Here is a 22319-nt window from a genome sequence, read left to right on the forward strand (position 1 = left end):
TCCGGGCCATGGCTTGTCTGAGGCTGTTTAGAGCGCTGCGGCGCGCTCCTCGGCCGCTTCCCACATCTGCAGATAGGCCTCGGCCGATTGCATGAGGGAATGGACGGCCTGCGCATCGACCTGTCTCAATTCCTCCACCCATTCCGCGAGCAGACCATAGTGGGCCACACCCTCGCGATCATAGTGGAAGATGCGATTGCCGGTCTGTGGCTGGAGAAACTGCACCTTGCCGTCGACCGACGTGAAGGGATAGGTGATGGTGATATCGTCCTCGCCCATGGCCTGCGAGCTGACACCCTGAATGTCACTGCCGATGCCGACGCCGGACTGTGGGAAGAAGACCCCGCGCTCGCGACTGTATTGGTGGATGGCCTGGGCCGCATCCCGCGGACGCCCATTGGACGAGGCCATGAGTCCACCGAGACGGAACATGCGCTCGCGAATGTCGGGACGATTTTCAATCCAGCCGTGGGACGAGACAAAGCCGGGATAGTTCAGTTCCTCGAGCGTGGCCAGAGTATCCAAAAGAGTGGGGTAGGCCATGTGGTCGATTTCCAGGATCATGCCTTTTTCCGCCAGACGCTGGATCAGATAGCGGCCGATATTCTGGAGCGGCCGCTTATTGCAGGCGGGAACTCCACCGGCGAATTCGGAGTATTCGGGCAGGGGTTTCAGTTTATCGATAAAGACCCAGCCGAGCAGCTTTGCGGCGAATTCACCGATCACGGGCACCTTTTTCACGGTATCGATCAGGAAGCTGAAATCCTCTTCTATGAACTTCTTCATGCTGAGCACGCCCTGGGTGCCGTGAACGCCCTCCGGACATTTTTCGAGTTCCCAGTAATGGCCGCCGATGGGTTTGAAGAGGAGTTTTGCCGGATTCAAAAGATCCCCGAGATGCTCCACCTGGCTTGTGCTCAACTTGCTGGTTAGATGCATCCAGGCTCCGCTGGTGCCGCCTGCGGGCTTTGTTCCACCAAAGGCATTATCGAAGCGGTGAATGGGGAAAACCGAACGCACACCCATCTGATAAAGTTCATCGAGTTTCCGATCGACATAGGCTTCATCACACTGCCCCGAAGATTCGGTACAATCAAAGAGCGTTCCGTATTCGCTGCCGAGGACCACGGCGAGTTTATTGTTCGCAATGACCTCGCGCGCTTCCCGCGAGGAGTTGACGACACGGAACCAGCCCTGGCCGGGCCCGCCTTCCTGGGCGTCGATGTAATTCTGCAGCTCATGAATGTAACGGACCTGCTGACCAACTTCCGCATCGCTGCGGCAATCACCTTCCGCTGCCTTGGGATGGAGGATCTGGAGCAGCTGACAGAACGTGGGATTGCCGGTGGTATTGGTGACCATCAGCCTGAGACCGGCAAGGTAGGCCCGTTCAATCCAGCGGTAATAGGCCTGAATATGGGTCGTAGTGGTGCGATTGGGCCAATAAGGGAAATCCGGATAGCCCTGCACGGCGTGACCGGAACCATTCCCGCTTGAGGTTTGACCTTCCAGGAGATCCCATTCCCCATTTTTCCCGTGCAGCTGGGAACATTCCCCCAGGGCTTCGGTGATGCCGTAAGGATGGAAGATATGGCCGGACATCGCAGCGGCGCCCAGAGCCTTCGGAAACGCCAGATGAGTATGATAGTCGACAAAGCCGAAGACACCGTTCGCGGTGTCCTGAGGCTGATCAAATTCGGGGCTGACCTCGGCGTTCAGGTCCGCTTCCGGAAAGGCCCGACAGGCGGAAGGTTCCAGAGCAACAAATTCCAGAGCTGTTTCCTCGGGTTTCAGGGAGGCGATCGGGGGAGCCTGAAGAACGAAGGACCCATCACGCATCAGGAGTCGCGCTTCATTCGAGGCCGCGATCATCGTATAGGCTCCATTCACCGCCTGGCCGTCGTGAACGATTTCGAGTTTGCGGATGATCCATTCCGCTTTTGCATCCGCATGCCAAAGCCTTCGCAAATTCAACTGATCCGCGCCCAGCAGAGCGCCTTCAGCATCGGAGAGAAGAAAGCGACCGAGGCCCGTGGGCTTTAGGAAAAATGCGGAGGCCTGCTCCCTTTCCGCCTCAGCCAACAGACGATAGCCGCTCCGGCCTGTGGCTCCCAGCCTTTGTTCGCTGAGAGGTTTTTGGATCGCATAACAACCCTGCGCGAGCTCATAGGCTGGCGGCCCATCCTGAGCGGGTTGACAGGCACTCATGATTCCCCATGACAAAAGAAAAAACAGAACGCATCTGCACTTTTGCATTATCAACATGTTGTGGCCCACCTGTTTGGGATTTTGTGAAAATCTTTTCGTTTGATAGCGCAAAACCCCAGCTTAAACAACAGGCAGGTCGGCCGCGGACTTTAAATCTTTTGATTGGACAAGTCGCTGCCTATGGGCTTTCCCTGGCTGGGTGGATGTTCTGGTAACTTCAGCCGGCTGAATTTGATAGAGTCTTACTGTGGAGAAAAGACCCTGCAGGGAGGCGATCGATGGAACCTGGACCGCTTTATCAAGTTGCCAACACCGCTGTTATTCCGTTCTGGCTCATGCTGGGCCTGATGCCCCGCCATCCCTTGACCGCTCGTCTGGTGCGCAGTGGAGCGGTCAGCTGTGTGATTGCCGTCGGCTATCTCCTCTGTTTTATATTAAGCAGCGGCGCGGACCTTTCAGGATTTGGAACGCTGGAAGGGGTGCGGTCGGTTTTTCAGAATGATTGGATTCTGCTCGGTGCCTGGCTGCATTATCTCGCCTTCGATCTTTATGTAGGCAGCACGATCGCGAATCATTACCTGCAGTATGGAGGATCGCGCGTGATGCTGGGGTTGGAACTCTTTCTCACCTTGATGCTGGGACCCGTCGGCCTGCTCCTGCACAAGACCCGGCTGTTCTTCTCGCGCCGATCCTGAGTCTTTGACGAAGGATACCCAAAAGGCATTGGATTTTTCATGCAATATTCCGAAGACGGGCTCGTCATATGAGGCATCCGCTTAGGCCTGTATCAAAATAGGCCGGGTATTCCCCGTCAAGATAAGGACATATTTCATGGTAGGACAGCTTTCTCTTGTGACCGCTCTTTTTCTTCTGACCAGCGCCTGCGCCACCAAAGTGGATGGACTCCAGGTCAGCGATAGCTTTCAACCCTCGACCCTGAAGAGCGGCGCCCTGGTCACCGGTGGTGTGGTGGATACCAAGGCCGGCGTCAAGCGCGAGGATTCCAACACCTACAGCGCGCTCATGCTGAGTGAAATCAAGGATGAACGCGAATACGTCAGCGTCAAGCCCGTGGAAACCCTGATTCAGGCTCTTGGCGACAGCACGTATAACATCGTTTTGAATCAATACAGCAAGTCTGGTCTGGATGGAAACACTCTGGGTCAGATCGCCGAAAAGCTTCCCGGCGTTCGCTTTGTGGCTTTGGCGAAAATAGAAGGCGACACCACGGAAAAAGGTGAGAATCGTCAGGCCGCGTCGGAAACCAAGAACGATGATGGCAAGGTCATCAAAACTCCAGCCTCGGTGACCAAGACGCACAAGCGGACCGTGCTCGCTTCGATGCATATCTATGATCTGAAGAATCGCGATGTGGCTTTCTCGGGCCAGGTGTCGAAATCCAAGGAAACCAGCCGAAACTATACCATCAACACGGTGGGCAACGTTCTGTCGGTGGTGAATGCCATCCAGGGCAAGGACGATGATGCCACCTATCCGACCCCCGAAGCCCCCAGCACCCGCGACGTGCTGGCGGAAGTTTTTGAAGGTTTTGCCGAGAATTTCCCCAAGGAATAAAAGTACCGCGATGCGTGGCCGCAGCACTCAGGTGCTGTTGGCCCACCTCAGGATTTGCGGTTCGATCACCTCTTCATAAAAGATCTTCAGGCAGGCCGCGATGGGCAGCGCCAGGAGCAGTCCAAAGAAGCCGGCAATTTCACCGCCGATGAAGACGACGATCAAAACCGTAGCGGCGCTCATATCCAGCTGATCGCTTTGCACCCAGGGACTCAAAACCCAGCCTTCCAAAAACTGCACGACGAAGAAGACCACACTCGGCCAGACCAGTATCGCCACGAGGCTCGCGTCGCCGCCAGCGCCCAGGGACTCAAGATATTTCACAAGCACCGCCACCGGCCACAAAACGCCCGAGGCGAAGGGAATAATATTCAAAAGACCGGCCAGCATTCCCAGAATAAACCAGTAGGGGACATCCGCCAGCGCCCAGCCGACGGAATAAAGTCCTGCAACGATGAGCGAGACCAGAACCCGTCCGCGGAAAAATGTGGCCGTCGCCTGGTCCATCCTTTTGATGATGTGTTCCACGCGTTCCTTGCGACTTTGCGGAATGAAGCGATCGAGATACTCCACCATCGCATCAAAGCGCCAGGCAAAGAAAAAGAAATAGAGCGGAATCAAAAGAAAGAGCAGAGCTGCATAGCTGGTCGCTCCAATAATTTTTTTGATCCATTCATAGGCGCGGCCCGTGCGTGAGAGGACCTCTTTCGCAAGATCGACCCCTGACTCACCCTGTTTGCTGCTGATCCATTTCTGGAACTCGGCATTGAGATCCTGAATATTGCTGCGTTCAGCCAGGGTGTTGATATACTGCGGAAGCTTTTCCGCCAGTGCTTGAGTCTGTTCCGCGGCGATGGGCCAGAGCCAGATAAAGAAGGCCACCAGCAGAAGCGTGGCGGCCGCGATAATCATTCCCGCCGTCAAAGGTCGGGACCAGTTCCACCGGGCCTTGGCCTTGTGCAGGGTCGGGTTGAATAGGTAAGCCAGGACTAGCGCGACAAAGATAGGCATAAAGATCGGCCACAGCCATTTGACAAAGCCAAAGAAGGCCACAATGACTGCAATGAGGAAAATGTCCCGCACCATCCTGATCTGCCAGAGATGAGGTCCATAGAGATCTTTCACAGGCGACTCCTTTCAGGCGACAAGGCCTGTCAGGCACCCTAGCAAAAAGTTCTCCAAGTGTCAGGGGTTTGAAAGGAAGGGGGCGGGAGGAAGGCGCGGACCGGACCAGAGGTCGGCCGGCGCCTGGGCTGAGTTTCAATATTCATCGCTTTCGAGAGTATCATCCTCGGGCACGATCAAAAGATAGTTATTGCGCTCCCTTTCACTGGCCTCTTCATCCGCTTCCAGACAGTAGCCATAGTCTGCGAGGCAGTCGGCGACTTCTTCCATAAAGCTTAAATACGGGCCGGGATGAGCCCGGGTTTTCGGGCGCAGGACGGCATTGTCCCAGCTCAGAATCAATTCATCCTGTTCGCCGGTTTCAATACGATGGAGTGAACCGAACAGTCGATCGCGTCGCAGGATGTTTTCCACTTCAGCCTTTAAAGTGATCAGTGTGCTTGAGTCCATAGAAAACACTTCTCCAAAATTGCTATACTGACATCACTTAGTGCAAAGCGGCTGGCCGCAAGGCCGATGTCATTTCCGACCCCATCATAAGGGGATTCCGTAGAAACTCAAGGAAATGTCAACCAGGGCTCGAAGGCGAGGAGCATGCCTGTGAAACGGAACCATATCCTGTTGTTAGCGGCTGGGTTGACCCTTTCCCTTGGGGGCCTCGGTTATCTCGCTTACAAGGCTCTGCCCTATCAGGCGCCTGCTGTTGCGAATGGGGAAGCGGGCACAGTTTCCGCCGAAGCCCCGATCGAAATCCGCCTCAGTCCGGAGGACCAGGGCTATGTGGAATGTCCGGAGACGGACGATGCGATCGAGAGCCCGAATCCGGACACCGCTTCCGCACCGCAGCATCCGTCCTGCCTGGCCGATCTTTTGCCCTGGGCCGCAGCGCCTGCGCCTTTCCGTGTCGACTCATCCCTGGAAAGTCTGCGAACACAATGTGGAGCGGTCTTTGCGGACTTTTTGTTTTATCACGGCGCCGGTCAGTGCCAGTGGGGAACGGTGATGTTCCCAGGTACGGGCCGCGAGCTGCAAATCGTCTGGCATAACTGGCGCGAAAAGCGAAGTCCGCGGCTTCTCCGTTTTATCGGCCCCGACCTGCACTTTGCCACGGGCCTGCGCCCAGGCCTCGCGCTCAAGGACGTCATGCAGCTGAACGGCAAACCCATAACCCTGACCGGATTTGGCTGGGAGGGTTCCGGTTACCATCGCAGTTTTCAGGGCGGAACGCTGCAGGGCTTCGATGCCCTGGACGCGCCTTATCGCATTCACTATACGATGGACTGGGATCTCCTGGATGCAGCCACGGAAGCGGAACATGCGAGTGTGATCATCGGCGATTCCCCGCTCGAATCCACGGAGCCGGCCCTGGAAAAATTCAAGGCGCAGGTGGAATATATCGACTTTCGCTTCGGGATGGATGATACGACACCGCAATGGCCTTTGTGATAGCCGAACCCCGCCTAGGAACCCCCCGCAAAAAAAAAGAAGCATCGGCTCATCTTGAATTGTAATCCGGCCGAATAACTCCGGGGTGGAGCCGGCCGAGCCTTTCCAGCCGGACCCTGCTGGCGAAACTATGCATGGTTCTTTAACCTTGGATGACGCATGAAGATTTTGATAGCCGACGATGAAGTGGATTTCCTCGACTATATGGTGGACATACTCGACGAGGCCTTTCAGAGGCCTGACATCACGAAAGCCACGAACGGCGCCCAGGCCTTGCATTTGTGTGCAGAAAGCACCTTTGATCTCATTTGCATTGACTATAGAATGCCGGTGATGAATGGTTTGGAATTCACCCGTTTTCTCCGTCGTGAAGCGGGGCCGAATCAGTACACGGGCATCGTCTTCATATCGGGTTACCTCGACGATTTCATCATCGAAGCGGAGGCCCTGGTCGGCGTCTATTTCGTTGAGAAACCTATCCAGGCCAAACATCTGATGAGGGTCGCATCGCTGGCGATGCAAAAACCACTTAAAGTAAAGATTTGAAAATTCGTTGGGAAAACGGCTAGCGTAAACGGGCAGGCCCCGGCACGAGAAAACGCAGGTCCCACGCCTATGTTTTGATATTTTTCATTGAATACCGCATGTTATGGATCTAAATCTTCGTTTAATGGTCGATCCATCGGCTGCCGATAGAGAGTCAATCTCCAGAAAGGAGGAGCCGCATGACTAATGATTCTGCGCGAATCCTGCTTATAGACGATGATTCCGATATTCTTGAACTGGTCAGCCACCACTTGATCGTTAACGGCTTCGTCGTCTCATGTGTTGAGAATGGTGAGGACGCGATCGAGATTCTCCGTGCAGAGCCTTTTGATGTCATCCTCTGCGATGAGGTGATGCCCGGAATGCAGGGAACAGAAGTTCTGGCTCGATCGCTCATGCATAGGATTGAGACGCCATTCCTCATGGTCACTGGTTTCGGAGAAGGGGAAATCGTGCGCAAGGCGCTGCGGTTGGGCGCCTTTGATTTTATCGACAAGCCCATCAAGCTCGACGAGCTTTTGAAATGCGTCTATCGCGCGGCTGAGTTCAGCCGCCGATTGCGCAATGCGAAAATGGAGTCCAAGCAGCTGAATGGCGATGTCGTGAATCAGGATAAAATAGAGCGCGATCGCCGCGTGGCTTCGCTGCTACGCCTGGTCAACAGCAATCGACGTAAAGCGGGTTAAGATCATCTCTCAAACGAAACTGCGGCTCGCCCGTGCTGGAAAGCAGGGCGATTTTTTTTCGTGAATCGAAGGTGTTGATTCGTTTCCACTCTGTGGATCTCTTCCGCCAGCTTCGCACTCTGTTGCAAATCCGAAAAGAAATTAACCTTGGTCTGGGCTGTGTTATCTCCCACATCCCTGCAATGAATTAAAGAAGGCCTTACTTCACCGATAGAATTGACGCTCACTGTGCCTCGTCAAATAAGAAAAGTAGGGAAGAACGCGTGGAAGACTTTGAGCTCGAACTGAAGTATGTGTTCCTCGGAGAAGCCGCTCAGATCCTGACAGAAGCCGAACAGTGCTACCTGGCGTTCGAGACGGATCCTTCCAACCAAACCCTGCTTGATAAGGTCTTTCGCCTGGCCCACAACCTCAAAGGCAGCTCCAAGGCAGCCGGATTTGAAGATATCGGAACATTTACCCATGAACTGGAATCCTTCCTTTACAAATTAAAGTCGCACGTCGTTGAAAATTCACACGAGTGCATCAGTCTCCTGCTCCGCTGTAACGATAGGCTGGTGAAAATGGTGGAGAGTCTGCGAGCGGATCTCTCCCTGCGCTTTGACTGCTCGGATCTGGTCGCCGAGCTGCAAGGCGATGTCGCGGCTGCGACGGACCGTCAGGACCAGGCGGATGTTCCCGTGCATCAGGAAGCGGAGCCGCAGCTCACCCTCTGGAACGAAGCTCCTGAAAAGGAGGAGCCGGCCCCACGGCCACAGCCCAAGTCCTCCCTTTCGGTTGCGCAGCCCGCCCCGGCTGCTGCCCCCGCACCGGGTATTGCCTCCGCTGTTGCTCCCGCATCGTCCGCCGCCGTGGACGATAATATTCGCATCAGTTTGAGCCGCCTCGAATCCCTGATCAACTTCGTCGGGGAAGCTGTCATTCTGCAAACAGTCCTGAAGGAACAGACCCACGGCGTCGAGAACCCTCTCCTGCGAAAAACCGTGCAGCAGATCGGTAAAGTGACAAAGGAAATCCAGGACATTTCCATGAACCTGAGAATGGTTCCCATCAAACAAAATTTTTTGAAGATGCAGCGCATCGTGCGCGACACCGCCGCTCAGCTCCAAAAGCAGGTCATACTTGTCATGCAGGGTGAAGAGACGGAAGTGGACAAGACCATTCTGGAAAAGATCAGCGATCCTTTGGTGCACCTGATCCGCAATTCGATGGATCACGGCATTGAAGTCCCTCAAAAGCGGCTGGCCGCAGGCAAGCGGGAACAAGGGATCATCAAACTCAATGCCTTCCATAAGGGCGGAAAACTGGTCATTGAGGTTATGGATGACGGCGGCGGGATCGATACCGGAGTCGTGCGCGCGAAAGCCATTGAGAAAGGTTTGATTCGGGAGGACACTGTCCTCTCGGAGCAGGAGACCCTCGCCTTGATCTTTAAGCCCGGGTTTTCCACCAAAACCGTCGTCACGGATGTCTCGGGTCGAGGCGTTGGGATGGATGTGGTCAAGACCAATATCGAGGATCTTCACGGCGAGGTGTTGCTGACCACCACCAAGGGGAGCGGTTCGTGTTTTACGATCATTCTGCCTTTAACCCTGGCCATCATAGATGGGCTTATCGTCCAGGTCGCGGATCAACGATTTGTCCTGCCCCTCGCCAGCGTTCACGAAACCTTGAGGCTCAAACCTGGAGATGTCCATCATTCAACCCCGCTCCATGACGTTCTGATGCTTCGTGGAGAAAATATACCCCTCTATGCCATGAGTCGGCTGCTCGGCATGGATGCGAAGCGGGTCGCCGATCAGGATTCCATTGCCATCGTCATGCGGGATTCCGAAATTCCCTTCGCCGTGGTTGTGGATGACATCCATACCCAAAGCCAAATCGTGATCAAGAAACTCGGCAATGAACATCGAAATCTTTCGGGTGTCAGCGGCAGCGCCATCCTTGGTGACGGCAAGGCGGCTCTGATCCTTGAACCCGCGGACCTTGTGAAACGGTCAGGTTCCCGAAATATGCCCAACAAATCTTTGAGGAGAGTTGCATGACTGCGGAATCAGAGAAGCAGCGTCAGGCAGGGCAGGGTACCAAGTACCTCTGCTTTTCGCTCGGCCGGGAGGAATTTGCGATACCGCTTCTCGTGGTCAAGGAGGTCATCGCCGTTCCTGAAATTACTCCTGTTCCCTTCAGCCCGCCCTATTTTTTGGGAATCATGAATCTGCGTGGCCAGGTCATCTCCGTTCTCGACCTTCGACTCAAACTGGCCATCAAACCCTCGCAATCATCCGAGACGGCCATTATCATATGCGACCTCGGATCCATGAGCCTCGGTGTTGTCGTTGACTCGATCAATCGCGTGGAGGCCCCGGGGGCCGATGCAATTTCAAACACACCGGAAATTCAGAACAATCCGAACGCCGAATCCATCACAGGCGTATTCAAGAGCGCCAGGTCCCTGGTGCTCCTGCTTGATATTTGCAAGGCTCTTAGCGTCGAGGATTTGACGGCGTTAAATAGGAACACATCAACCTCGCCGAAAGTGGCATGATAGGAGATAGTATGAGCTTTTCTTTGAGTCTTCGCTCCAAACTGCTTTGCTTGTGCCTGCTCCTGGCTGCTTTCTCAGCAATGATGGGCGGCATATCCTACGTGATTGTGGGCGATATCGTCGAAAAATACCAATTCATCGTCGATGTCAACATCCCGAAGTCAGACATTATCTTCGAACAGAGGGCTGCTCTGAAGGACATTCGAATTGCGCTGCGTGGCCTGGCCATCGAAGGCGCGAGCAAAGACATGGTTGAACGGCAATTGAGCAATATCTCAAGCTCCTTTGAGCAATGGAAGGCAGATGCAGACAAATACGATAAGTTTTACAAAATGCAGGACGAAGAGGACTTGCATCACGCCGTTGACGCTGGCTTCGAAGCCTACAAAGGCATGGTTGGAAAGATGATAAGGTTGGCGACGGCGAAAGATGGCGCGTCGCGTCAAGAATTTGTTGAACTTCTGACGACTGAAGAGCGGACGACGTACGAAAAGTTGAATGAAACTCTTGTAAAAATGGTCCGTCTGCAGGATGCTCTCACGAAAACCAGATCAGAGGAAGCGATGGCCGAAGCGAAGCGTGGAAATTTCCTGTCATTGATCATGACGCTCGCGGCCTTCACGATTTCCTTTCTCATTGGCATCGTATTCTCAAGCCGACTGTCGAGTCAATTGCGTGATATTGCCAGAAAGCTCGGTGATGGATCCAATGAGGTGGCCAGTGCCTCCCGGCAGATTTCCGACGCCGGTTCTGAACTCTCCTCGAGTGCGACGGAACAGGCCGCTGCCGTTCAGGAAACGGTCTCGTCCATCGATGAGGTCAGCGCCATGGTCAGCCGGAACTCAGAGAACGCCATGAATTCGCAGAAAATTGCTCAGCGCAGCGTGGCCTCCGTGACAGACGGAAAGCGGGTCGTTTCGGATATGCTGCAGTCCATGACGGACATTAGCCAGAGCAATGCAGATATCATGGTGCAAAGTGAAGCGAGCAATCAGGAGATCGCCAACGTCGTCAAAGTCATCGCAGAAATCGGCAATAAAACCAAAGTCATCAATGATATCGTGTTTCAGACCAAACTGCTCTCGTTCAATGCATCCGTGGAAGCCGCACGAGCCGGTGAGCATGGCAAGGGCTTTGCGGTTGTGGCGGAAGAGGTCGGCAGCCTCGCGCAGATGAGCGGCAACGCGGCCAAGGAAATCTCGCAGCTGCTCGAGGAGAGCATCCGCAAGGTTGAAGCCACTGTCGTGGATAATCGAACAAAAATCGAGCGCATGATTGCCCGCAGCAAGGACAAGGTCGACGGCGGCTTGATAACCGCGCGTCGCTGCGGTGAGGTTTTTGACGAGGTGGTGACCAGCGTCAACGAAGTGAATGCCATGATCAGCGAAATCGCTTCGGCGAGCCGGGAACAGGCTCAGGGTGTACAGGAGATCACCAAAGCCATGGGACAGATGGACCAGGTCACCCAGCAAAATGCAGGTGCGGCCGATCAGGCAGCCAGTGCCGCCGAGGAACTGACGGCTCAGGCGGATATTCTGCGCGGCATGGTGGACAAATTGATAACAACCGTCACAGGAAGCTCGTCCCATGCCGCGACGATGCTGGTTCCCACGACGCCAGTTCACAATCCAAGAGCAGCAGCCGAAAGGCCTGGTCAGGTTCTTTCCCTGCAAAAGAAAAAGCGGCAGGCGTCCGCGGCCGCGCCTCAAGGATCGTATCATGGAACACTACGCAAGGCTTCCGGCAGTGAGGCCGTTCCAGCCGAGAACGATCCACGCTTTGAAGATGTCTGATTCGGGGGCCTCATGAATCGCCCCGCTCCAAAACGGGCCTCCCTCGTGGAAGAAGTTTCGGCACTCGTCACACGCATCACCGGCATTCAGCTGGGCCCTCGCCAGCGTGTTATGGTGGAAAACAGATTAAGGCGGCGCATGTCCGAACTTAAACTGTTGGACGAGGCCGCCTATCTTCGGTATCTCGCCGCCCACCCGACCGAGGAAACGGAAGCGCTGGTCGGACTCCTGACGACTCATCACACGTTTTTCTTTCGTGAAATGCAGCATTTTCGGTTTCTTGAAACGGGAGGCTTGAAAATGCTGGTCGATGGCATGAGAGCACGCGGTCAAACCACCCTCCGGGTTTGGTCCGCCGCCTGCAGCCGCGGCCAGGAGGTCTATTCCCTTGCCATGTTCCTGGCGGAGCACCTGTCATCCTATGGTGCGGGACTGAACTTTGAAATTCTTGGCACCGACGTTGACCCTGAGTCGGTTGCCATCGCGAAAAATGGCGTGTATCATCGCCGCGAAATCAAGTCCATACCCCTTGCCTACCTTGCCGATCATTGGGCCAGAGGGACTGGCGATATCGCTGATTTCGTCAAGGTGAAACGCTCCCTGCGGGATCGTTGCCAATTTAAGGTGCTCAACCTTCTGCATGCCGATGCCATGGAGAGGGAAGGTCCCTTTGATTTAATTTTTTGCCGCAATGTGTTTATCTATTTTACCAGCGAGCAGATTGCGAAAATCGCCGGCAAACTTATGACCAGGCTGCATGAGACCGGGTTCCTGGTCATCGGCGTTTCCGAAACTCTGACGGGTCTTGGGTTGCCGGTCCGATCCGCGGGGACCTCCGTGTACGCCCGCGAAGGACAAGTGAAGTCTGTGCCAGCTCTCCCGTCGAAACCTCCAGTCAGCGAACCGGCAAAGCCATCCCAGCCTGCACCAGCCCCGCTCATCCGCGTCCTGTGTGTGGATGATTCGCCGAGTGTGCTCAGAATCCTGAAGCAGGTGCTGCAGGAAAAGGAGGGGTTTAAGGTGGTCGGTACCGCTGAAAATGGACTCGATGCGGTCAGCAAAATCTCCATTCTCAAACCGGATGTGGTCACGCTCGACATCCACATGCCCGAGATGAGTGGGCTCGAATATTTAAAAAAGCATTGGTCACCCGCGCATCCTCCCGTCGTCATGGTGTCTTCGGTAGTCAGGGAGGATGCTGCGCTGGCCGTGGAATGCTTGAACTCAGGGGCCGCGGATTATGTCGAGAAACCGGCTTTGAACAATCTTCAAGAGCGTGGTGATGAAATCCGGATGAAGCTGGCCTGCGCTGTGAGAAGGAAATTCCGAGCATCCACCCCGCTGCAGTTCGAGAAAACGGCCTCCATCCAGCCGTCGCAAAAGGCCCATCCGCAGGCTCTCTGCCTGGTCCTCGCAGGTTTTGGCGAGCAAAAGACCCTGGCGCGAACTCTGAGTGATTTGCGGCAAAACTGTCAGGCCCCGATCGTGGTTCTTACGGAAGGCCTGGGAGGAGCGCTGCCTGCCCTGGTTCAGCAGCTTCGTACGCTCACGACAGGCCTGGAGATCGAGGCTGTGCCGCCGTCCGCCTTTGTTGCTGACGGCAAACGAATCCTGGTTGGTGATCTTGCGTCCCATGGGGCTCAGGTCGTCAAGGGCAGGGCACCGGATCATACCAGCATTCTCATCTTTGGCGACCTGACTCCGGCCAGGATTAAACTGATCGAATCGTGGCCCGCGGGACAGGTCCTCCTGGAGGATCTTACGCGTGAAGGAGCCATCCATCACAGTGTGTCGGACGTTTCTCCGGCGACGAGTTTCGCCTATCTCTCAACCCTTTTCCTGTGCAGGAGCTGATGACGCGAGAGACGGAAAAGAAGCTTGTCCCAGCGAAGCCTGATTGCATCATGACGGCGCTCGATGGCGAGGCCATTTCCTTCGAGCTCCAGGACGATATTCTTATCGTGGTCGATGTGGACGGCAAGTCCTGTGCCCTGGCTCTCAAGGCTTCAACGCTCACAGCTTCGCAGTTGACATCGGCCCTGAGACGGATTGAGGGCTTTCTCAAATGTGATCCAGGCACATGGAACTCCAAAATTCTGGGGACCGACCAGGCTCTCGCTCACCTCAGAGAGCTGTCCCCTCCGCAACTCCGTCAGGCAAAAGTGGTGGGGAGAGCGGCGCAGGCCCTGCTCGTCATCTTTTATCCAGGCAACAACCGTTTGCGCCTGGCCTGCGTGGGGGATAATGCGGCGCCCCGGCCCGACCCAGCACCGAAAAAAATCAAAGTTCTTCTCGTGGACGATTCCCTGACCATACGCAAATTGCTGACGAAGGTGTTGGCGGCTGACGCTGCGATCGAAGTCGTGGCGGCCCTTGAAGATCCATGTGAGGTGGAAGCTGCCATCAAGCGCCTGGCTCCCGACGTCATCACAGTGGATATTCACATGCCACAGATCACTGGGGTTGAGCTGGTGAAGCGAATTATGGCTACACAGCCTTTGCCCATCATCATGATCACCTCGGTTGGGCTGGATCAGGGTTCTCTTGTTTTGGAAGCCCTGGAAGCCGGGGCCATCGATTACATTCAGAAGCCTTCGCTGCAAAGCCTTTCTGCCCTCGGCCCAACCATCATCGAAAAAATCAAGACGGCAGCCACCGCCAGGGTCCAGACTGCAGCAAGGCTCAGCTCCTACCATCGCCTGCCCGCGCTATCCGCCGGCATGAACCGCAACGTCATCATTGCGATTGGCGCGTCCACAGGCGGAACTGAGGCGCTCAAGGATCTCCTTCTCAGGCTCCCTGAAGAAATTCCGCCCATTCTGATCGTTCAGCATATACCGCCGGTTTTCTCGGAGGCCTTCGCGAAAAGGTTGAACGAGATATGCCCCTTTGAAGTCAAAGAGGCGATGGATGGTGATAGCGTAAGACCGGGGCGCGTTCTCATTGCACCCGGTGGAAAACAGATGCGCCTTCAGTCACGAGGCCCCCTCTATTCAGTGTCAGTAACCGACGAGATGCCGGTGAATCGTCATAAACCTTCGGTCGATGTCCTGTTCAATTCCGTTGCTCAAACGGCAGGCAGCCGAGCCTTCGGTGTCATCCTAACGGGAATGGGGGCTGATGGAGCTCAGGGGCTCTTGAAAATGCGCCAGGCCGGATGCCATACCATCGCGCAAAATGAAGAGAGCTGCGTTGTCTTTGGAATGCCGCGTGAGGCTGTGCGAATAGGAGCCGCCGAGCATACCGCCCACCTGTTTGAGATTCCCAAGGTCATTCTGGAATGGATGAGGCAGGACCCGAGATCCCGATTCTCCAGTTGAATGGGGTAGAGAGTTCCCTTCCTGCGTCAGGCATGACTCGTGCATGGGATGAGCTGGCTGAAGAAAGCTGGAGTTCATGCATGCTGGAGGCCCTATGAAACGAAAAATAGCGATAGTCCTGGCCGGTGTCGCTTGTCTGTCTCTTTCCATCGCCGAAGCTGAAAACAAGTTCGTCACCATCATGACGAGCGCTCCGGAAGGCCGATCGGCTTTGAGTGCCGAGCACCAGAGCAATGCCGATGCGGATATCACGATCACTCGCAGGATCCGTCAGGCCGTGGTGAAGGATGATACGCTCTCGCTTTATGCCCAGAATGTGAAAATCATCACCATTGATGGCCACGTGGTTTTGAAAGGTCCCGTCCGCACGGAAGCGGAGAGGGCCCTGGTGGAGCAATATGCTCTGGATGTGGCCGGTCCTGAGCATGTGGAGAGTGAACTCCAGGTCGTTCCCTAGCTTTCAGGGAAGGTGGGCGGCGGCATCGAGCACAATGCGAACGGTGGTCCCGGAGTTCAGGGGATGCTCTTCACGCGCCCGGCTCTCGACCTCGATTTTGCCGCCATAAGCGTCGATGTAAGCTTTGGCCAAAGGCATGCCGAAGCCGATCCCTTTTTCCCCATTGGTTCCTTGGCGCCTTTGTTTTTTGGAAGGATCAAAGAAACTTTCCAGGGTGCCGGCATCCATGCCGAGACCACTGTCGCTGATGGTGATGATGACCCTCCCGTCCGGGTTGAGGCTTGCGTCAATGTCCACCCGACTGTCGGGAAAAGAATACTTGATGGCATTGGATACGAGGTTGCCCATGACCTCATTGCTGAAGCTCACCGGCTCGGCTTGGATGGCAAGCCCTGGGTGCTCCAGGCTGAAGTTGAGCTCAATGCGTTTTTCCAGAGCCTTATCCTGGAAGAGAAAGGCGATTTCATCAAAGACCTGTTGCAGGAGCACCGGTCCAAGTTCCAGTTCCTCACCGCTTTCCATCGACTCCTTTTTGCGAATAAAGCCGACGATATCCTCGATAATGGTGGCAGCACGCACAATGCGCTCCACGCGGGCGATGTCGTGACTTTCCTTCTTCAGGTAATACGCGGTGGCCTTGACCACGGTGAGCGGCGTGACGATATCATGCGAGATGATGCGCAGAAGACGGCTTTTCACCTGGACTGTGACTTCGGCCCGGGTTTTGGCGGCTTCGAGGAGTTTGATGCGGCCGCCCAGCGCCAGCGACATCAGCAGCATCTCCGCGCTATGACCCACGAGGTAAATGTTGTTGGTGAAGTAATTGCTTTGCAGGATGCCCATGGATTTCATGAGCAGGATCAGCATGCCGATCAAAAAGGTTCCGAGGCCTGCAAGAAAATAGGCGGCCGGCTTAAAACCTGTCTGCAGCGAACGAAAACCGGCCAGCAGCAGCAGACCAATGGCCACCACCATATATGCGTTGATGATGTTCATGAGTTGAGCGCGTGGCACGACCAGGTAAGCGAGCATCAGAAGGCCGAGGCCGACCATGTAAAGCCGCAGTATTGTGTCCAGCCTGGGAAGGTGTTGTTTGGTTTGCAGAAAGGAACGTGCAAAGACCAGAGTGACCATGGGTGCCATGGGTACGTAAAGCGGCTCAAGCGCCCACCAGTTGATGCCAAACCAGGTCATGATATTGGCGGGAAACTGGGCGGCCATCAGGTTCAGATGAATGTTGATGAGAGCGAACAGCAGATAATAAAAATAATTGCGATCGCGCAGACTGAGCAGAAGAAAAAAATTGTAAACGACCATGGACAGAAAGCAGCCCGCGATAATTGACACAAAGACCGTGCGTCGATGAATGCTGTCTGTCAGGACCCTGCGGTTCATAATTCTGAAATGCAGATCAGCGAGGTAGGGTGTTTGCACGCGCACAAAAAAGGTATTAAGAGTACCGCTTTTTAAAACGATCGGTATGACCGGTCTATGGTCCGTCGGCTCTTCCTGCACGACGCCCGTGGACGTCAGACGCCAGGCCTTGACGTTCAGATAGGGCAGAACGCCAACCAAATGCCAGTCCTCTTCGGAAGTGCCGTTGTGCAGAACGAATTTCAGCCAGAAGCTGGCGCTGGTGTATCCGGTGTTCAATTGCTGGGATTGAACCGGCTGGAACTGTTGCTGTTGATCCTTTTGCAGAATATCAGCGATCCCGAGTTGGCCGTTGGGATCGGTATACAGGAGAAAGCCGGTGCCGACGCTTGTCGAACCGTCTGCATCCAGGGTGATGGGAAGGAGGTGTGTTGTGGCCAGAATCTGCGTTGTGAGCACAAGCCATATCAGACAGGCCAGGACAGAGTGTCCCAAAGCCCTAGCGTTTTTCTGCATCCATCCCCTCGTATCATCCAGCCCCTCCTTCGTTATTTTCCGGACACCAACATCCTGTCAACGAGGAAGTGGCCTGGAGGCGCATGCCAGGAGAAGGAACTATGACCGTGCCGCAGAAACGGCCCATAGTCCTGGTTAATTCAAATCCCCATAGACAGGATCATCGTTCACCTGCTGACGCGTGACAATGAGATCGCGACGCGTAAATTCCAGAAGCTTTCTGGCTTCCTCGATCACAACGGCAAGATTGTTGAGCCGCCCTTTGCGTGGCATGGAACGCAGCAGTTTGGAGAGAACCAGAGCGGCTTCATCCAATTCGCCAGGCAGATCCTCGGGAATGGTCAGCTCCTCCTCATCATGAATGTCAGCAGGCGCCATTTCCATCTCAAGGCTTTCCTCGTCAGGAGGAAGCTCCCGTGGAGCGGATTTTTTTCGTTCGGTGCCGTTTGATTTTTTCGCTTCGGCTTTGACTTTGCGCACGGCCGCTTCGATCTCACGCTTGCTGCTGGTGGCAAGATTGATCTCTTCGGTCCCGACGCGCAGCAGTTCATGGTCCCCTTCCACCTGACTGATGCTGTCCTGGGGCGCCTTGCTGAGCGCGGTGATGGCATCCAGATCGTGCAGCTCGATAACCTTGGGATGCAGGGCCGCGGCGCTTGAGGTTTTAATGGTGCGAACCACGGTGGCTGGTGCGGGCTTGTCGAGAAACTTGATGGCCCGCTCGATCTTCTTCAGAAGGTCGGGCATGACAAGACCGGAATATTCCTGCAGCGAGAGACAGAGAGAAAGGACCAGCCGCGCATCGTCGTGGCTGCGATTCAAGGTTCTTTCCAAGGCACCCACGATATGCTGAACCGGGGCCGCGTTTTCCGGCGCGACATCAAGGGAGGAACAGAGTTTTTCGCTAAACCGCGAAGACACAGGTTCTATGCTGATCCCTGCGGCCTCGGCGCGATCGAGGACGCTCTTGACATGACTGGCCACGCTTCCCAAAGAAGAACTCATTTGGATACCTGTTTTTATTGGAGTAATACAGGATTTTATCCTTCATTCCCCAATCTTTTCAACCCATATTTTTCTGCGCGAGGGAAACGCGCGGGGGCAGGGTTCGCCCCCGGGCTTTGGCAGCCGGCTTTAGTGAAGAGGTTGTTCGCGGGGAAAATCGCGATCCCGAGTTGTCTCTTCCTTTGGCAGCGGACGGACGGGAACATCCGGAGAACGTCCCGCGAGACGCGTGAATTCCGCAACGTCGTGAGCGCAGAAGATGTCGATGTCATGGCCGTGGAGTTTGACCAGCTCGCGCAGGCGGTTTTGATTCCACAGTCGACTGCGACGATCCTTTTCCATCATGATCTGATACAGAGTGAGCCCGGGCGTGCAGTGGGGTTTTTCAACATTCATTTCGCCTTCATAAAAATAAGCGTCACCCGCGTAGAGCAGCCATCCTTCGGCTCTTTGTATGGCGACACCTGCATGCCCTAATGTATGGCCAATCAGGGGAAGCATCAGGATTTCAGGCGGCAGGCCTTCGAGCGCATGGACCTTGGCGAACCCATACCAGCTTTCGCCGGACTCTGCGTGATAGGCGAGCCAGTTGCGTTCCGTGGACCATTGCTGGGGGCGGAAGCGCTGCCGATCGAGCCAGGTTTTTTGCGCCCTGGCCCCTTGGATTTCTGTTTGCATCATATGCACTTTGGCTGAAGGAAAATCATCGAGGCCGCCGGCGTGATCAAAGTCGAGATGGGAAAGAAGGATATGCCGCACATCGTCGGCGCGAAAGCCGAGGTTTTCGATCTGCCGGCGTGCGGTCATCTCGTCACGCAGGTCCGGCTTCAGCTGCTTGAGAAAGAATTCGCTGAGACGACTGTGCGGATCATGAACATCCTTCAAACCATAACCCGTGTCGACCAGCACCAGGCTGTCGCGTGTTTCAATCAGAAGGCAATGGCAGGTCAGATGCCCCCGCTGCAGAATCGAAGGCGTCAGCCCATCCATGAGGCGGCCTCCGAGCGGGCAGCTCGAGATACAGTTCAGGTGATGAATTCGCATGGCTGTTTTCCTTTGGCTTAAACCTGCCTGCTCTCGCAGCAAGTTGCGGGCCAGCGAAAACCTACCTTTCGGGAAGGAAGGCAAAGTCTTTTAAAGAAGAGTGGAAAAAGCCGATAAGAGCGGCAATCGGTCCGGATATTTGCACGCACAGTCCCCTGAGGCGCTGTGGTCCGGCCCGCTGGAGTGGGGTTTGCGTAACACGGCTTTGCCATTGATCGCCGCCAAAGGCAGAATTCGCGCCATGGTGTGGGGCCTTCTGACCTTTTTGCTGGTTTATGGCGCGTTGGGCGCCTGTCCTTTAGGGCAACCCTCGTATCTGCCTTTGACGTCGGTTGACCGCGCGATTCCACTTCTGCCGTGGACTCTGCTGATCTATGCGTCGGACTATCCGTTTCTCCTTTGGATTCTTCTGTCCCTCAAAAACCCCGAGGATTTCAGCACCGCGTACTACCGGATCATTGCCGGCACAATCATGAGTTTCAGCGTGTTCCTTATTTTCCCAACCGTCTATCCGCGGCCATCGATACCGATGGAGCCCTTCTGGTCCGATGTTTTTCTTTACTTGCATTTTCTCGATCAGCCCACCAACTGCTTTCCTTCCCTGCATGTGTCGATCACCTTGATCGGGGCGGCGTCGCTCCACCCATGGAAGCGCTGGGTTCGCGTCTCCGGTTACCTGTGGGCGATCGCCATCTGTCTGTCCACGCTGACAACGAAGCAGCATTACGCGTTGGATGTGATCGGCGGGATGTTTGTGGCCATGGCCAGCATCTGGCTGACGTCACGGCTGGGCTTGCGGGGGAAGATCTGATCGCGCCGAAAATGCGGCCAGGGATGCTTATCTTTTTTTAACGAAATCCGTGGGATATGTTAAAATTCAGGGCGCCTGTCACAAGGGGGAGGGCCGGCGCGTATATGCAGGTTGAAGCCGTGTTGAAATTCAAAAACACCCCCCTTTTTCGAGGAGTTTATTCATGAAGGTTCTGGACCTTGTCTTTGCCGCCGCCACCCTCGCTCCCCTGGCGCTGCCCACGATGGCCCTGGCGGCCGAGCCGGCGATGAGCCAGGCGCAGCAGGGCTGGCAGAAGGTGGATAACAAGAAAGTCTGTATGGTCACCGATATGGTTTTCCCAAGGGATCAGATCCCGGTGCAGGTCGGAAAAAAGACCTATTATGGCTGCTGCGAAAACTGCAAGGCCACTCTCGGCAAGGATGAAAAGGTCCGCTATGCGGTGGATCCCGTGAGCGGCAAGCAGGTGGACAAGGCCACAGCGGTCATTGGCGCAGGCCCGGATGGATCCGTTGCCTACTTTGAAAATGACGCCAACCTCGAAAAATTCATCGCGCTGCGCAAAAAATCCTGAATCGCCCGGGTGAGCCTCGCCCCCCCGGGCCGAGGCCTCTGCTCCCGGCAAATCCTGCCCCTGCATTTTCTCATCGCGAAACATGCTAGACTTTCCTTATGCAGCCCAGTTTACTCATGGCTTTGAGGAGATGACATGCCTTTCAAATCAGCAAAATTCCTGTTTTTTGGTTTCGCATTTCTATGGCTTCCCGCCTGCAGTTCCAAAGAAGATAAATCCAACCAGGGTTATCTGATCAAAACGGAACTGCTCCGGATGAGCGACACGTCCTTGAATCTGACGAAGCCCAGGGGCGCGGGTCTGGTTCCGGACAACGATCGGTATGCCTGGACCAGCGACATCGATATCAAATCATTGAAATTGCCCATCCGTTCCATCGTCCTCTCGGAATTCACGGGCGACTCGGGCACACAGAACCCTCAGGTTCTTTATTCCTGTGATACCGACTGCGATGTGGATCTGCTCGGGCCCGAACTGACCAACCTGCTCGACGATCAGTCCGTGCAGGTGACCGGAACCGGCACCTTCCAACAGGTTTCTGTTTCCTTCGGTGAAGGCACGGACAACTGGACAGGTAAAATCACGGCCGAGTTCACTCTGGGTGGTCAGACCTATTATACAAAGAGTTCCGGCGCGCCGACGACCACAGGTCCGGCCGAGGAATCCAGCTACACGGCGATGGGCGGTGGCTCCGTGAGTTATCTGCCAAGCCCGCTGGTCCTGGCGGAACAAATGGGGGAAGAGCCCGTCGAAGCTGTTCCGCTGACCATCAAACTTTACTTTAATGCGCTTTATACGGCCTTTGCCGTGGACAGCTCCAAGGTTTCTCCTGTCGCTCATCCGGGTGGCTTCTGTGTCGGCGATATGAACAACAATGAAATGACGCTCTGCACCCAGCGCCTTGTGGTGTCCGCTTCGACCCAGGAAGCGGCTCCAACCCGCGAGCGCTATATGATCAATGAAGCCTCACTGGCGACTCTCTACTTTGATAACGACACGACTCCTCTGGGCGGCAGCCTGCAGCAATATCTGCTGGAAGGCTATCCCAATCGCGGCACGGTGAATGATGTGGATTTGACCGAACCTGGCACGGACGGTGCTGCCACCAAGGCCTGGGCCTCGGGACCGATCTTTGGTTTCAGCGAGAATGCCGACGGCACCTTCCTCGTTTCGACGACCATCGGTGAACCCAGCGCCAGCAACGAGAATGGCGGTTTCCGGGCGAAGGCCTTCAAACGGGAGACCCATACGGGCACCTATGAGACCAGCCAGGGGAATGAGTATTCCTACAGTGCGGTGAAGTTGTAAAACCAGG

Annotated in this window: 21 protein-coding genes; 15 read left to right on the top strand and 6 right to left on the bottom strand. The window is 55.2% G+C overall.

All coding sequences use genetic code 11. The features are described 5' to 3' along the window. Positions 1-27: 27 nt before the first annotated feature. Entirely contained in the window at positions 28-2208 is a 2181-nt protein-coding gene (locus tag OLTU_RS13635) for an amidohydrolase family protein (RefSeq protein WP_141733319.1), read from the bottom strand. An 8-nt stretch (positions 2209-2216) separates the two neighbouring features. On the opposite strand from OLTU_RS13635, the gene OLTU_RS32330 reads away from it, so the two are divergent. From OLTU_RS32330 to OLTU_RS13645, 3 genes are all read left to right on the top strand, one after another. Next, entirely contained in the window at positions 2217-2423 is a 207-nt protein-coding gene (locus tag OLTU_RS32330; protein ID WP_218110024.1) for a hypothetical protein, read from the top strand. Positions 2424-2486: 63 nt separating this feature from the next. After that, complete coding sequence (locus tag OLTU_RS13640) at positions 2487-2903, top strand: ABA4-like family protein (protein ID WP_141733320.1); 417 nt, start codon at positions 2487-2489, stop codon at positions 2901-2903. A gap of 136 nt (positions 2904-3039) precedes the next feature. Beyond that, positions 3040-3783: a hypothetical protein gene (locus OLTU_RS13645; RefSeq protein ID WP_141733321.1), complete on the top strand. Its 744-nt coding sequence runs from the start codon at positions 3040-3042 to the stop codon at positions 3781-3783. Between the two features lie 27 nt (positions 3784-3810). Here the strand turns inward: OLTU_RS13645 and OLTU_RS13650 are convergent, their stop codons facing one another. Beyond that, a complete protein-coding gene (locus tag OLTU_RS13650; RefSeq protein ID WP_141733322.1) occupies positions 3811-4908 on the bottom strand; it encodes an AI-2E family transporter in 1098 nt (365 codons plus the stop codon). A gap of 135 nt (positions 4909-5043) precedes the next feature. Further along, the gene (locus tag OLTU_RS13655) at positions 5044-5358 is read right to left on the bottom strand and encodes a hypothetical protein (RefSeq protein WP_141733323.1); all 315 of its coding nucleotides are present in this window, start codon (positions 5356-5358) and stop codon (positions 5044-5046) included. Positions 5359-5508: 150 nt separating this feature from the next. Here OLTU_RS13655 and OLTU_RS13660 point away from each other — a divergent pair, with 150 nt between their 5' ends. The 9 genes from OLTU_RS13660 (at position 5509) to OLTU_RS13700 (ending at position 15701) form a co-directional block, all read left to right on the top strand. Further along, entirely contained in the window at positions 5509-6354 is an 846-nt protein-coding gene (locus OLTU_RS13660) for a hypothetical protein (RefSeq protein WP_141733324.1), read from the top strand. 159 nt (positions 6355-6513) lie between these two features. Beyond that, a complete protein-coding gene (locus OLTU_RS13665; protein WP_141733325.1) occupies positions 6514-6900 on the top strand; it encodes a response regulator in 387 nt (128 codons plus the stop codon). 179 nt (positions 6901-7079) lie between these two features. Further along, positions 7080-7586, top strand: coding sequence for a response regulator (locus OLTU_RS13670; protein ID WP_141733326.1), 507 nt, complete (start codon positions 7080-7082; stop codon positions 7584-7586). A 263-nt stretch (positions 7587-7849) separates the two neighbouring features. After that, on the top strand, positions 7850-9631 hold the full coding sequence (locus tag OLTU_RS13675) for a chemotaxis protein CheA (RefSeq protein ID WP_141733327.1): 1782 nt from the start codon (positions 7850-7852) through the stop codon (positions 9629-9631). After that, a complete protein-coding gene (locus OLTU_RS13680; RefSeq protein WP_141733328.1) occupies positions 9628-10131 on the top strand; it encodes a chemotaxis protein CheW in 504 nt (167 codons plus the stop codon). The genes OLTU_RS13675 and OLTU_RS13680 overlap by 4 nt, the downstream gene beginning before the upstream one ends. Before the next feature lie 11 nt (positions 10132-10142). Further along, positions 10143-11924: a HAMP domain-containing methyl-accepting chemotaxis protein gene (locus OLTU_RS13685; RefSeq protein WP_176736604.1), complete on the top strand. Its 1782-nt coding sequence runs from the start codon at positions 10143-10145 to the stop codon at positions 11922-11924. A 12-nt stretch (positions 11925-11936) separates the two neighbouring features. Beyond that, positions 11937-13778, top strand: a complete 1842-nt coding sequence (locus OLTU_RS13690; protein ID WP_141733330.1) for a CheR family methyltransferase — start codon at positions 11937-11939, stop codon at positions 13776-13778. Further along, a complete protein-coding gene (locus OLTU_RS13695) occupies positions 13778-15244 on the top strand; it encodes a protein-glutamate methylesterase/protein-glutamine glutaminase (protein WP_218110025.1) in 1467 nt (488 codons plus the stop codon). Before OLTU_RS13690 ends, OLTU_RS13695 begins: the two co-directional genes overlap by 1 nt. A gap of 94 nt (positions 15245-15338) precedes the next feature. Further along, a complete protein-coding gene (locus OLTU_RS13700) occupies positions 15339-15701 on the top strand; it encodes a BON domain-containing protein (RefSeq protein ID WP_176736605.1) in 363 nt (120 codons plus the stop codon). Between the two features lie 3 nt (positions 15702-15704). Here OLTU_RS13700 and OLTU_RS13705 read toward each other — a convergent pair whose 3' ends face one another. The 3 genes from OLTU_RS13705 to OLTU_RS13715 form a co-directional block, all read right to left on the bottom strand. After that, entirely contained in the window at positions 15705-17591 is a 1887-nt protein-coding gene (locus OLTU_RS13705) for a sensor histidine kinase (protein ID WP_141733332.1), read from the bottom strand. Between the two features lie 135 nt (positions 17592-17726). After that, positions 17727-18596 carry a hypothetical protein gene (locus OLTU_RS13710; RefSeq protein ID WP_141733333.1) on the bottom strand — a complete coding sequence of 290 codons (870 nt, stop codon included), beginning with the start codon at positions 18594-18596 and terminating at the stop codon, positions 17727-17729. Positions 18597-18725: 129 nt separating this feature from the next. Continuing rightward, positions 18726-19640, bottom strand: a complete 915-nt coding sequence (locus tag OLTU_RS13715; protein ID WP_141733334.1) for an MBL fold metallo-hydrolase — start codon at positions 19638-19640, stop codon at positions 18726-18728. 100 nt (positions 19641-19740) lie between these two features. Here OLTU_RS13715 and OLTU_RS13720 point away from each other — a divergent pair, with 100 nt between their 5' ends. The 3 genes from OLTU_RS13720 (at position 19741) to OLTU_RS13730 (ending at position 22312) form a co-directional block, all read left to right on the top strand. Continuing rightward, positions 19741-20451 (top strand): phosphatase PAP2 family protein, encoded by a 711-nt coding sequence (locus tag OLTU_RS13720; RefSeq protein ID WP_218110026.1) that lies wholly within the window; start codon positions 19741-19743, stop codon positions 20449-20451. A gap of 163 nt (positions 20452-20614) precedes the next feature. Beyond that, positions 20615-21004: a TRASH domain-containing protein gene (locus OLTU_RS13725; protein WP_218110027.1), complete on the top strand. Its 390-nt coding sequence runs from the start codon at positions 20615-20617 to the stop codon at positions 21002-21004. Between the two features lie 135 nt (positions 21005-21139). Next, complete coding sequence (locus tag OLTU_RS13730; protein ID WP_141733336.1) at positions 21140-22312, top strand: hypothetical protein; 1173 nt, start codon at positions 21140-21142, stop codon at positions 22310-22312. The last annotated feature ends 7 nt before the right edge of the window (positions 22313-22319 follow it).

The organism is Oligoflexus tunisiensis, from assembly GCF_001748245.1.
Classification (GTDB): Bacteria; Bdellovibrionota_B; Oligoflexia; order Oligoflexales; family Oligoflexaceae; genus Oligoflexus; species Oligoflexus tunisiensis.